The 12,755-nt window shown below is 48.6% G+C and carries 15 protein-coding genes; 3 read left to right on the top strand and 12 right to left on the bottom strand.

Annotated elements, in window-relative coordinates:
- Positions 1-270 (top strand): hypothetical protein (locus ACRRUX_RS17235; protein WP_432532610.1); only part of this gene is annotated, 270 nt, incomplete at its 5' end.
- A 13-nt stretch (positions 271-283) separates the two neighbouring features.
- Here the strand turns inward: ACRRUX_RS17235 and trpS are convergent.
- Genes trpS through rpe form a run of 3 tightly spaced genes read right to left on the bottom strand, consistent with a single transcriptional unit; the run spans position 284 to position 2,663 of the window.
- The gene (gene trpS, locus ACRRUX_RS17240; protein ID WP_432532612.1) at positions 284-1,285 is read right to left on the bottom strand and encodes a tryptophan--tRNA ligase; all 1,002 of its coding nucleotides are present in this window, start codon (positions 1,283-1,285) and stop codon (positions 284-286) included.
- A gap of 6 nt (positions 1,286-1,291) precedes the next feature.
- Complete coding sequence (locus tag ACRRUX_RS17245) at positions 1,292-1,987, bottom strand: phosphoglycolate phosphatase (RefSeq protein ID WP_432532614.1); 696 nt, start codon at positions 1,985-1,987, stop codon at positions 1,292-1,294.
- Between the two features lies 1 nt (position 1,988).
- Positions 1,989-2,663, bottom strand: a complete 675-nt coding sequence (gene rpe / locus ACRRUX_RS17250) for a ribulose-phosphate 3-epimerase (protein WP_432532616.1) — start codon at positions 2,661-2,663, stop codon at positions 1,989-1,991.
- Positions 2,664-3,019: 356 nt separating this feature from the next.
- On the opposite strand from rpe, the gene ACRRUX_RS17255 reads away from it, so the two are divergent.
- Together ACRRUX_RS17255 and ACRRUX_RS17260 are read left to right on the top strand one after the other, a co-directional pair.
- The gene (locus ACRRUX_RS17255; RefSeq protein ID WP_432532618.1) at positions 3,020-3,364 is read left to right on the top strand and encodes a hypothetical protein; all 345 of its coding nucleotides are present in this window, start codon (positions 3,020-3,022) and stop codon (positions 3,362-3,364) included.
- Positions 3,365-3,550, top strand: coding sequence for a DUF2970 domain-containing protein (locus ACRRUX_RS17260; protein ID WP_432532620.1), 186 nt, complete (start codon positions 3,365-3,367; stop codon positions 3,548-3,550).
- Between the two features lie 19 nt (positions 3,551-3,569).
- Here the strand turns inward: ACRRUX_RS17260 and ACRRUX_RS17265 are convergent, their stop codons facing one another.
- The 9 genes from ACRRUX_RS17265 to ACRRUX_RS17305 all read right to left on the bottom strand — a co-directional run bounded on the left by ACRRUX_RS17265 (position 3,570) and on the right by ACRRUX_RS17305 (position 12,754).
- Positions 3,570-4,412, bottom strand: coding sequence for a Dam family site-specific DNA-(adenine-N6)-methyltransferase (locus ACRRUX_RS17265; protein ID WP_432532622.1), 843 nt, complete (start codon positions 4,410-4,412; stop codon positions 3,570-3,572).
- Positions 4,413-4,482: 70 nt separating this feature from the next.
- Positions 4,483-6,036, bottom strand: a complete 1,554-nt coding sequence (locus ACRRUX_RS17270; protein WP_432532760.1) for an AAA family ATPase — start codon at positions 6,034-6,036, stop codon at positions 4,483-4,485.
- 19 nt (positions 6,037-6,055) lie between these two features.
- Positions 6,056-7,132: a 3-dehydroquinate synthase gene (gene aroB, locus ACRRUX_RS17275; RefSeq protein WP_432532624.1), complete on the bottom strand. Its 1,077-nt coding sequence runs from the start codon at positions 7,130-7,132 to the stop codon at positions 6,056-6,058.
- A 9-nt stretch (positions 7,133-7,141) separates the two neighbouring features.
- Positions 7,142-7,657: a shikimate kinase AroK gene (aroK, locus tag ACRRUX_RS17280; RefSeq protein WP_432532626.1), complete on the bottom strand. Its 516-nt coding sequence runs from the start codon at positions 7,655-7,657 to the stop codon at positions 7,142-7,144.
- Between the two features lie 239 nt (positions 7,658-7,896).
- The gene (locus ACRRUX_RS17285; protein WP_432532628.1) at positions 7,897-9,936 is read right to left on the bottom strand and encodes a type IV pilus secretin PilQ; all 2,040 of its coding nucleotides are present in this window, start codon (positions 9,934-9,936) and stop codon (positions 7,897-7,899) included.
- 22 nt (positions 9,937-9,958) lie between these two features.
- Positions 9,959-10,474 (bottom strand): pilus assembly protein PilP, encoded by a 516-nt coding sequence (locus ACRRUX_RS17290; RefSeq protein ID WP_432532762.1) that lies wholly within the window; start codon positions 10,472-10,474, stop codon positions 9,959-9,961.
- Complete coding sequence (locus ACRRUX_RS17295; protein WP_432532630.1) at positions 10,474-11,103, bottom strand: type 4a pilus biogenesis protein PilO; 630 nt, start codon at positions 11,101-11,103, stop codon at positions 10,474-10,476. The genes ACRRUX_RS17290 and ACRRUX_RS17295 overlap by 1 nt, the downstream gene beginning before the upstream one ends.
- Positions 11,100-11,687, bottom strand: coding sequence for a PilN domain-containing protein (locus ACRRUX_RS17300; protein WP_432532632.1), 588 nt, complete (start codon positions 11,685-11,687; stop codon positions 11,100-11,102). The genes ACRRUX_RS17295 and ACRRUX_RS17300 overlap by 4 nt, the downstream gene beginning before the upstream one ends.
- Complete coding sequence (locus ACRRUX_RS17305; protein ID WP_432532634.1) at positions 11,675-12,754, bottom strand: pilus assembly protein PilM; 1,080 nt, start codon at positions 12,752-12,754, stop codon at positions 11,675-11,677. The genes ACRRUX_RS17300 and ACRRUX_RS17305 overlap by 13 nt, the downstream gene beginning before the upstream one ends.
- Position 12,755 lies beyond the last annotated feature (1 nt).

Raw genomic sequence — 12,755 nt, forward strand, 5'->3', positions numbered from 1 at the left:
AAAATTATCCACACAACCTATATTCAGGGCCGCTTCAAGCGGTATTTCAGCTTTGTGGATTCCCGCCTCCTCTGCTCAAAACCCACCTCAACTATTAAGTTGAAACGCAAACTCCGAGCCGGGCGAACAGGATTGGATCATTTATTGGCCACCCAAAGTCCTTTGAAGGTATTAACCTGTCAGGGCGCAGTTAATGTCCTTGTCTATATAGATAGAACCGGTAGTTCATCAGTCAGACAGCAAAACACCGGCAATTGCCGGTGTTTTTGAAAATAACGCCTGTTTATACAAGTAAGCCGATTTTCTCATAGACTTGTTTAAGCGTAACTTCAGCTCGAGCCTGCGCTCTTTGCGCGCCATCAAGCATCACCTGATTCAGAAATGCCTGGTCAGCACGATACTGGCGGAATCGCTCCTGCAATGGTTCCAGCATAGCGACAACCGCCTCACCGGTTGCAACTTTCAGTGGTCCATACATAGCTTGATCAGCATATTCGGCTTCTATGTCAGCAATGGTACGACCGGTAACACCGGACAGGATGCTCATCAGGTTGGCAATGCCTGGCTTGTTTTCGATGTCATAACGCACAACAGGCGGGTTATCACCGTCAGTCATGGCCTTCTTGAACTTCTTCAATACTGCCTTAGGGTCTTCCAACAAACCGACGACATTGTTGCGGTTGTCATCGGACTTGGACATCTTCTTGGTTGGATCCTGCAATGACATCACCCGGGCACCTTCTTTCGGAATAAAAGGCTCGGGGATAGTGAAAGTATCACCATAGATGTTGTTGAAGCGGGTTGCGATATCACGGGTCAGTTCAAGGTGTTGCTTCTGATCCTGACCAACCGGGATCTCATTAGCCTGGTACAACAGAATGTCTGCCGCCATCAGCACCGGATAACCAAACAAGCCAACGTTAATGTTGTTGGCATGCTTCTGCGACTTGTCTTTAAACTGAGTCATACGATTCAGCTCACCCATTTGTGCATAGCAGTTCAATGCCCAAGCCAGCTGAGTATGCTGTGGTACCTGTGATTGGATGAATACAGTGCTCTTCTGTGGGTCCACGCCACACGCCAGATACAGAGCCAAGGTATCCAAACAGGCTTCACGCAGTTTGATTGGATCCTGTCTTACTGTAATCGCATGCAAATCGACCACGCAATAAAGGCAGTCATGGCTATCCTGCATGGCAACCCATTGACGCAGTGCACCCAGGTAGTTACCAATGGTCAATTCACCGGACGGCTGGGCGCCGCTAAGTACTATGGGTTTAGTCATCGTAGTTCATGCTCCAATACTGCCTGACGAGGTATAAACCATCGTCAAAATTTCTAAAAAGTGGTCACATACGGCATCAGGGCCGCAAAGCTCAATATCTTCACCGTAGTTATAGCCATAGGTCAAGCCGATTGACGCCGCACCGGCGGCTTTGGCGGCGAGAATGTCATTACGGGAGTCTCCAATCATCAGCAACTCATCAGCGTTGACCCCCAAATGCCTCATTACGTGTATAAGTGGTAAAGGACTGGGTTTCATTTCGGCTAATGAATCCCCTCCCAATACCAGGTCAAAATATTGATCAATGCCAAAACCGCGTAACAGCGGCTCGGTGAAACGATAGGGTTTATTGGTTACCAGCGCCAGCGGCATGTTTCTCGCTTTAAAAGCCGTCAATACTTCAGTGACTCCTGCATATAAACGACTGTGCTGCTCCAGATGCTGACTGTAGTAGTGCATAAATTCCGGCATTACTCTGTCAAGTTCAGCATCAGTAACAGCGGCGCCACGCGCCCAGGTCAATGCCCTTTGCATCAGTGTTCTGGCACCATTTCCCACCCAGGTTCGCACCTGATCTTCCGTACATTCAGGTAAGCCCTGGGAGGCCAGAGTCAATCCGGTCGCAACAGCCAGATCCGGCACACTGTCGACAAGCGTGCCATCAAGATCAAACGCTATGGCTTTAATTCCAGAGAATTTCATATCAAGAATTCACCTTCGCCAACTCTGCACGCATATCTTCAATAACTGCACTGTAGTCAGGCTGGCTGAAAATGGCACTGCCGGCCACAAACATATCCGCACCAGCGGCGGCTATCTCAGCAATATTATCGGTCTTCACGCCACCATCAACTTCAAGTCGAATATCAAAACCACTGGCATCAATAAGCTCACGCACCTGACGAAGTTTATCCAGTGTTGACGGGATAAAAGACTGGCCGCCAAAACCCGGGTTTACCGACATCAGCAAAATGACATCCAGCTTATCCATCACATAATCCAGATAATGCAGCGGCGTTGCGGGATTGAATACCAAACCAGCCTTACAGCCGTGGTCCCTAATCAATTGCAAAGTGCGGTCTACATGCTCGGAAGCTTCTGGATGAAATGTAATAATAGAAGCGCCGGCCTTGGCAAAGTCAGGAATGATGCGGTCAACCGGTTTAACCATCAAATGCACGTCAATATCTGCAGTGATACCGTAATCTCTGAGCGCTTTGCAAACCATAGGGCCAATGGTGAGGTTCGGTACATAGTGATTGTCCATCACATCAAAGTGAACCACATCAGCGCCGGCATCCAGCACAGCTTTGACATCATCACCCAAACGAGCGAAATCAGCAGACAAAATTGAAGGGGCAATCAGGTAAGGGCGCATAGTGTTCTCACATATGGGATATAGGTAACAAAGACTGAACACCTAACCGAAAAATCAATGACTGATAAGGCCTTGTCTTTTTATGACATTGTGTTCAGCTTATTTTTTATGGGAGTCATTCTACTATCCGGGTACGGCATTTCTCCACCGCATATGGCAAATATTCACCAAATACCGGGTAAAAACCACTGCATATTGAATTCACTGATATCTGAGAATGACTCACTGTTCCGAGCACTACATTTACCCTTAATCAACATCAAGCACCAATGTGTTTAAAAAACACCCAACCGTTGATATACTCTGCTACCTATTATCGGTGAGATATTTTCAGGAAATCGATCAGGAAGGTCATTATGGCGATACTCAGGGCGTCAATAAAAAGCTGTATCAAGCCACTGTTGGTCGCAGTTATGCCTGTATTGCTGTTTATCGCCATCAGTGTTTCTGACTCTTCCGATTCAGTCATGAATCAAGCTTGCGTATGCGATGGTACAGTAAGTTATGACACTGCGTTACCCGCAAGTCATCCCAAAAACCTGTGTGCAGCAGAACGTCAGGATGTCAGTTGGATTGGATGGTTAACCGGGCAAAATGGCACCAGCCAATTCCATTTTGTTGACCTGTTTGAATTGTTGTACAAGAAGCACAGTAAACCCGCCGAGAAACTGCCCTCACACAATGGGTTAATGGGAGACTAAGTGCTCAGACTGTGGCAAATATTCAGCAGTACCCTGGCGGCGTTTTTCGGAGTACAGAATAATACCAACCGCCAACGGGACTTTCAGGACAGTTCTCCTCTGCCCTATATTTTTATGGGGATTCTGCTGGCTGCAGTTCTGGTGGGATTGCTGGTGTTGATAGTACAGCAGGTATTGAGCCAGTAACCCTGGCTCACACAGTGTCTTAACTCAATGCTTCGGTATGATAAGTTTCATCGTACAAGGCCATCAATTCATCAACCTTTACTCTGCCACTGCCCTTCTGGCTAATATTGCGCTGCACCTTAATGGATTCAAACCTGGCTCCATGATACAGCTCGCGAGTTAAGGCGATATCGTGATTACTGATTAACACAGGGATCCTTTTTTCGATGGCAATGTGCCTTGAGTATCTGGCCAACAGCGCCTGATCATCCAGAGAGAATCCCGCCCCGACATAAGTCGTGAAGCTGGCAGTTGAAGACAGTGGCGCATAAGGCGGGTCACAGTAGATCACATCGCCCGGCTCAGCCATATCAAAAGCCTGCTCATATCCAATACAAACAAACTCCGCCCGTTGGGCCTTAGCCGAAAACGCTCTTATTTCCTTCTCAGGGAAATAGGGCTTTTTGTATGAGCCAAATGGCACATTAAATTCACCCTTGCGGTTATAACGGCACAAGCCGTTGAAACCGTGGCGATTCAAATACAGGAAATAGACCGAACGTTGGAACGGATCCCGACTGGCGTTGAATTTTTTGCGCACATCATAGTAGGCCTCTTTATTGTTCATCTTGTCGACAAACAATGCCTGGGCCGCACGTATATATGCATCAGGTCTGTGTTTAACTATGTTGTATAACTCAATCAAATCCCGGTTGATGTCGCACAACAGGTAGCTGTCATAGTGGGTATTAAGAAATACCGAACCGGCGCCGACAAAAGGCTCAATCAGGCGCTTGCCAGCCGGAAGGTGACGGTTCAGGGCATCAACCAATTTAAATTTACCACCAGCCCATTTAAGGAAGGCTCTGTTTTTTATGCTCATTTAACCTGATTAGCGCCCAAAACAAAAAGAGTTGAAGATTGTACTCTGTTTGCCGTCAAAATTCACGGGCTCAAGGCTTATAGAGGGCGAGGCGTTGCATGGATGACCAATTTCGCACCCATGGTTGTCCCAGTCGGTACTCATCCTTCAATCTGAATGCCGCTATCTCTGCCTCAGATTTGCTCGCGTACTGTCCCTGCAGTACCAGCCACCATTGGCCGGATTGCAAAACCACTATGTCAGCCTCAGCCCTGAGAGAAGTCAGTATTTGCTTCAATGAATCAGCATGCTTGACCGAAGCCAGTTGGATCCCGTAACCGACTGCAGGCATTGCACTATCAAGGGCGTCAGTGTCAGCTGCAGCAAGCTCAATCCTGGGATCATCCATACCCGCCTGACTCAGCGGTGTATCAATCTGATGTGGCATGTCCGCCACTGTTTCGGCGGCGAGACTGGGACTCACGTTATTCTGGCCAGTGGCAGTAATTAACTCCTGGGGGAGCACCAATTCTTTCGTATCTGCAAGTGTGGCAGCAGGCAGAATAGTCAGAGCTGTGGTTAGGTCATCCATTTGGAGCCTATCGATATCGTCGTCATCCCGCAGTTGCCCGGGCGCTGTTTCTGAGTCTGCAGCCAAGTCCGGAATTGACATTGAAGCAAGATCAGCGGCAGACGCGCTTTCTGCCAATGATCCGCTTTCGAGCAAAATGCTGATGTCAGTCGCCGAAGATGAATTGGCTTGATATATGTTCACAACCGGCACAACCCCATCGGCGGGGGAACGGCTATCAAGCAGCATCGCCCCGCGCTGAGACAGACGTTCGAACTGCTGCTCCGATAATCTGATTGAAAAGTCCGGAGGCTCGGGTTCAGGTACAGAAACAAACGCCCACAGTAAAACAGCGACAACCAACGAGCTCATACCCGCTAAAGCCAGCCACCATCCAATTCTGCGCTTGGGCCGTTCTTCCTGAGGGAACAACACCCTCTCCAGCAGCGCTACAACTTCTGCTGGAGTTCCTGATTGTTGCTGTAACTGAGCATCAACTGCATTGCTGGCAAGAAACGGCGTTTCGCCGGTGCGCGCAAGCAACATATTGAACAACTGCTCACGCTCTGCCAACCCCAGATAACTCAAAGGCACAGTCAACATCAACTGCTGCTGCACATCCGTCATCTGAGCGGTGAGTTCTGCCATAAACGCTGTAGTCGCAGTAAAGGTAAGAGAGACAGGTTTGCCGCCACACTCAAGCTGACTGAGAACCAAGCACTCAGCCCAAAGTGTCATCGGCAATAGATGAGCATCATCAACAATGATATGCACAGGTTGAGTCAGTTCGTCCCTGAGGCGAAACAGTGAATCAGCAAGCGGGAGCTCATCATCAAATATGGCACTGGAAGTGAGTTGGACCAGGATCTTGCGACGAATTTCAGCGCAATCGGCATGCGCAGGGCAGATGACCAGCGCAGAATTATAGCCCTCCAGTTCATCTGCCAGCGCAGTCACCAGAGTCGTTTTCCCCATCCCTTTGCCACCGGTAACAACCTGTAATTGGCGGGTATAGCTGGCATTGAGATGCAGACGTTGCAACAGCGCCTGTTGGGATGGAAGCAAGGCGAACATAGCCGACACAGGAATATCCTTAACCGTGGCGGCGAATGATCTCCTCAAGCAAAGTGTCATTGTTTACGACGACAACTTCTGCTTTGCCGATATCCGTTGGCAACACCAACCTGAGTTGGCCAGCCAGTACTTTCTTATCTCGCCGCATATGTTTGATAAAACTATTAAAGTCCATGGAGTCAGGTGCTTTAATCGGTAAGTCAAATGCCGCAATAAGCGCCCGAATACGACAGAGTTTTGACTCATCCATAAACCCCATGGCTACTGAGGTCTCAGCTGCAAGAATCATTCCAGCGGCTACTGCCTCCCCATGCAGCCACTTGCCATAGCCCATTTCAGCTTCGATGGCATGGCCAAAAGTATGACCAAGATTCAACAGCGCCCGAACACCCTGTTCAGTTTCATCTTCACTGACAACTTCAGCTTTGATTTCACAACATCTTTTGATGGTATATGCCAGTGATTCGTTATCCAGGGACGTCAACATATCGACATTGGTTTCAAGGTAGTCAAAAAATGCACTGTCCCAGATAATGCCGTACTTGATCACCTCTGCCATGCCTGCCGCAAACTCTCTGGCGGGCAGAGTCTTGAGACACTCAGTGTCGATAATCACCTGTTTGGGCTGATAGAAGGCACCTATCATGTTCTTGCCAAGTGGATGATTTACTGCGGTTTTACCGCCGACGGAAGAATCAACCTGTGATAACAGCGTCGTCGGGACCTGCACAAAATCGACCCCACGCTGATAACAGGCTGCCGCAAAGCCGGTCATATCGCCGATAACCCCGCCACCCAGTGCGATAAACACACAATCACGGGCAAGATTATGCTCAAGTGCAGAGGTATAGATATCGTTGAGGTATTCCAGCGTTTTGAACTGCTCGCCGTCCGGCAGGATGATGACATCAGTGTGTCCCAGTGGCGCGAGAGCATTAACAAGAGATTGAAGATAAAGCGGAGCGACCGTTTCATTGGTCACAATAAGGAAGCGTTTGTTGAGGAAGCGGGACCAGGTCCCGCTCTCTGTCATCAAATTCCGGCCGATATAAATGGGATAACTACGTACACCTAGATCAACCTGAATTTGCTGCATTTTCCTGCCCTAGAAACCGAGTTGTTCGATAATCTGATTTGCAACGACTTTGGCGCTCTGATCGTCAGTCTTAACGATTAAGTCGGCAATTTCCTCATACAGAGGATTACGAACTTCAGCCAGATTTTCAAGTACTTCACGTGGATCATCCACCTGCAGCAGCGGGCGGCGTTTATCACGTTGGGTACGTGCAACCTGCTTGTCGATAGTGGTTTCCAGATAGACCACAATACCCCGTGCAGACAGGAAATTGCGGATGTCTTTGCTTTGTACGGAACCACCACCGGTCGCCAGTACAATGCCTTGTTTTTCAGTCAGGTCAGCAATGACCTGCGCTTCGCGACGACGAAATCCCTCTTCGCCCTCGACGTCGAATACCCAGCCAATATCCGCACCGGTGCGGCTTTCGATTTCCTGATCTGAGTCGTGGAATTGGAGATGGAGCATCTGTGCCAGATGACGGCCAATGGTACTTTTACCTGCGCCCATAGGGCCAACCAAGAAGATATTACGTTTTTCAGCCATTTCTTATACGTCTGAATCTGATGAAAGTATGCCTATGTCAGCCCAGAAACGGACCGACCAATGATTTGTTACCTTGCTCTAAAGAGACTTGACCGTGGATTATCTCAGTTTCGCGCCGGAAAAGGCAAGTAAAGCTCAAGAATTATCCCTGGATTGGTGAGTTGACAGGCACTTTCCATCAAGCGGCAAAAACGAAAAATCCGGCTCAAAAGGCCGGATTTTCGTGCCGCCATCCAGAGTTAGATGGACTCTGTCACTATCTTGGGAGTGACAAAAATCAGCAATTCCTGCCTTTCGTTTTGGTCGGTGGAATTTCTGAACATAAACCCAAGATAAGGAATGTCACCCAGCACCGGCACCTTGCTTACCCTGCTTATCAGGTTTTGCTGGTAGATACCGCCAAGCACAATGGTTTCACCATTATCCACCAACACCTGAGTACCGATACGCTGGGTATCGATTGCCACTGCAGGGCCTGTGGGGGTATCCACGGTTGTCCCCTGAGAATCCTGAGTAATTTCCAGGTCCAGAATAACCCGGTTGTCGGGAGTAATCTGCGGTGTAACCCGCAGCGACAGCACTGCCTTTTTGAAGGTTACTGAGGTTGCTCCACTGGAGGTGGACTGCACATAGGGGATTTCCACACCCTGCTCAATGTAGGCGGATTTCTGGTTGGATGTGGTGATCCGGGGGCTGGCGATAATTTCCCCCTTGTTTTCCTGCTCAAGAGCGCTCAGCTCCAAATCCAGTACAGTGCCATCCGCGAGCTTGGCGACATGGAATGCAATACTGGTCGGATTGCTGACCGCAGCAGGCAAGTTAACATTAAGTCTGTCGTCAATAGAGGGTACCTTGCCACCGGCAATGCTGTCAGCACCTTCCAGAGTACCGGAAGTACCTTTGCTGCCCTGCTGATCGGTAATCCCCCAGCGGATACCTATGTCTTCAGACACGTCATCTTTCACTGTCACCATGCGGGATTCAATCAATACCTGGCGGATTGGAACATCCAGCACCTGCACCAAACGCGCAACGCTTTCCAGCGAATCTGAGGTGTCTTTCACCAGCAATGTATTAGTGCGCTCATCCACGGCAACCGACCCTCTGGAAGACAGCAGGCTGGAGTCAGAGCCCTTGAGCAGGTCGGCAATATCATTGGCCTTGGCATAATTGATCTGAATAAACTCAGAGTACAGCGGTGCCAGTTCTTTGACTTCCTGCTTGTTCTTGAGCTGCTGACTTTCGCGAATAGCGATCTCCTCTGCCGGCGCGACCATCAGGATATTACCTTCAATCCGCTTATCCAGGCCTTTGGTTTGCAGGATAAGATCCAGCGCCTGATCCCAGGGCACATCATCAAGACGCAGGGTAATATCGCCTTCCACAGTGTCGCTGGTCACCAGGTTGAAGTTGTTGTAGTCCGCAATGATCTGCAACACAGTGCGCACGGGAATGCTCTGGAAATTAAGAGACAAGGCTTTGCCGTCATATTTCTTCTCTTCCTTGGCCGCGACTTTGGCCTGTTTAACTTTATCCACATCCAGCACAAATGTACTGCCCTGCTGTTGATGCTGATATTCATAAGCACCACCAACATCGACCAGAATGCGGGTAGTCAGGTCATCCCTGAAAGTTTCGAAACTTTTTACCGGGGTCGCAAAATCCTGCACGTCCATGACATACAAGAGATCATTTGGGATTGAGGTATTAAAGAACTTCAGCTCAAGCTTGGCGCCTATCTGCTCGACGTCCACGGCAACTGAAGAGTTGTCCATTTTGACCAGCAATTTACCCCCACCGTCTGCATTACGGCGAAAATCGATATTATCGACCCCATTGATATAAGAGACTTTTTTATCCTCTCCCGCAGACACGGCATCATTGATTGTCAACCGGTACACCTTACCGTCTACCGCAGATTGATAGGGCTTTACTTTGTCAAGGTTCAGGGTGACCTGCAGATCGGCTCCCTGCTGATCTGTGACCAGAGTCGTCACATCATATTTCTCAACGGGGATTTCGCGCTTTTGCAAGGCAGAAGCGGTATCAGCAAAATGCAGCAGCAAGCTATTGGCATTCAGAGTGACTTCAGGATTACTGATATCCTCGTTGAAAATAAATTCAAACTCCACCTGACGGTCAACCACCGCGTGATACTTAACATCGACAAGTTGATTGGCCGCCAACGCTACGGGAAGTCCAGTCAATATCAACAAGCTCCCCAACAGGCACTTGCCGCAGGCTCTTTGAACCCATGTGTTCAAGGTAATAAGTTCCATAATACCCTCGTCCTTCCCAGGATTATTCGCCTGACAATTCCATGCTGCTTGAACGCTCTGTCCAGCAACCGGATCCATCAGGTACCAACTCTTTAATTTCTATATTTCTGTCTGTCACAACGGCAATTTGCCCATGGTAGAGGCCAAGATAATCACCAATGCCCAAACGGTAAACGTTGCCATCACTGCTTTGCACCAATGCCCAAATCTGTTTGCCTTCGGTCAGTGTGCCCCGCATTTTGAGATTATCCAGCGCATAAGTTTCCAGCCGGCTCTTACGTCGCTTCAGATCCGGTTGTAAACAATCTTTACTGGTATCAATAACCTCTTCCGTTAACTCTCTTGATGGAGGTACAAACGGACTGCGTAATAACTCGCTCTGATAATTGAAATGTTCAAACTTAGGCGTTTCTTTCAGTGGCGGGATATACGCCACATGCTGAGCTTTGGTGGTAGTCACAAATAGTTCAAGATCACTGCGATCACCGCTGCATCCCCCCACCATCAGCAGCATCAGGGAGGTCATGAAATAGCGCATCATTTCCCTCCCTTCTTATCGTTCTTGGCATTTTTAGGTGGCAACTCCGCCCCCTCTTTAAAACGATAGGTTTTAGCCTGAATATCCATTTTCAGCAGACCGTCATTCTGCTTGGTGATGGTAAAGTCGTGCAAACTGACAATCCTCGGCAATTTGGCTACACCAGCGACCATATTGCCCAGTTGATGATAATCACCCACCACAGACATATTGATCGGAAACTCCTGATAAAACTCCCGATCAATTTCAGTTTCCCAGTTCAGGCTTTCCATCTTCAGGCCGGCATCCGTTGCCACAAATGTCAGATCATCCAACAGCCCGGGCATTTCATTTTGCGAAGGCAGCATCTTAAGTAACTCGGCAAACTGAACCTCCATTTCCTGCAATTGTTCCCGATACAGTTTGAGGTTGGCCGCCATCTGATACTTGGTTTTGAAGTCGGTCCTTAACTGCTGCTCAGTAGCTTCTTCGCGGTTTAGTCTGTCCAACGCATCGGACATAAACAAAAAGTACCCACCGGCGATAACACATACCGCCAGAAACACGGCAAACACCACTTTGACCTTAATGGGCCAGCCACCAATATTCTCAAAATCGATATCATTAAAGTCACTGAGATCTATTTTCATTTGCTGGTGCCCTCATTGGTACCGGCCAACGCTTTCAGTTGTTGTTCGTCTATCACTGAAATATTCAGATTAAAGCGTTGCAACTGTCTCATCGCCTCAGTTTGCGACACAATTGACTGCATATTGGGTTCACTCAGCCAGGGCGAGGTTTTTACCTTACGCATCATATTGGCGACGTTGTTGTTCGATTCGCTGCGTCCATCGATCCACAGCATGCTGCCTTTTTTCTCAATGCTGTTGAGATAAATACCGGGCGGCACGATTCGTACCACTTCATCCAACACGTGAGTTGGCAAATTTCTGGCCTGTTGCAGATCCAGAATGATTTCTGTCCGTCTTTCGATATCCTTTTTGCGTTCGCGGATTTCGCGGATTTCTTTAATTTGTTTCTCAAGCAGATTGATTTCAGTCTGCAGGTACTGATTTCTGCCCTGCTGCTCTTCTGTCATTAAATCAATTACCGTCAATGACAGATAGACCAACAGACTGCTGACCAAAAACACCAGCACCAGAATACCTATATATTCACGCTGTTGCTTTTCCCTGGCCTCTTCCCGCCAAGGCAACAGATTTATGTTCGCCATTGTCCGTAACTCCTCAGCGCCAGACCACAGGCCACCATATATTTACCAATATCCTGTCCAAGCTTGGTTTTCAGACTCTCATTGGCATGTAATGCCCCCTGAAATGGGTTCGCCAACACCGTCAGAGTACCAAGCTCATTGGTTAACAGGTTGGCCATACCCTCGAGCAAAGAAGTGCCGCCGCACAGAACGATATAATCAACTTTGTCACGGTCACTGGAAGTGCAATAAATTTGCAGAGTGCGTTTGATCTGTTGGACTAACTGGGTTTGAAACGGTGCGAGGACTTCAAACATATAGTTTCTGGGTAACTCGCCATCGACTTTGGCTTTCTCAGCCTGTTCATAGGACATGCCGTAAAACGACAGAATGGATTGAGTAAACTGCTCCCCCCCAAACGCCTGCTCACGGACAAACACAGTATCGCCCTTATCAACCACCGCAAAAGTCGTGATGTTGGCGCCTATATCAACCATGGCGATGACTTTGTTTTTGGCACCTTCAGGTAACTGGTCATAGATGAGTTCAGCTGACCGGCCCAAAGCATAACCCTCAACATCAACAACTTTGGCTTCAAGCTCAATGGCATCAAGCGCATCGACCCTAGAATCAATGATTTCAGTGCGACAGGCACTGAGCAAGACATCCACCTTGGAAGGATCGGTACTGTTCAGCCTCAAAGTTTCAAAATCGATACTCACTTCATCAAGTGAGTAAGGGATAAGGTTGTCTGCCTCAATCTCGATCTGCGCTTCCATTTCGGCTTCGCTCAACGAGGCATCCATATAAATCACTTTGGTGATAACGGCACTGCCGGAAACCGCCACCGCTGCGCATTTAACGCTTTTGGGTAACTGCCTGGCAATTTGTCGCAGACTTTCCACCACGGCTTCGGAGTCCCGAATATCATGGTCATTGACTGCGCCCTTCTTCACCGGGACGCTGGCGAAACCTTCAACTTTAAATCCATCTGCGGTCTGCCCCAATAACATGGCTTTGACATCGTGCGAGCCGATATCAATACCAACCATTTGTGGTGCCTGACGCTTCCATAGCTTAGCGAACATA

The sequence above is a fragment of the Shewanella sp. GXUN23E genome, assembly GCF_050865035.1.
Classification (GTDB): Bacteria; Pseudomonadota; Gammaproteobacteria; order Enterobacterales; family Shewanellaceae; genus Shewanella.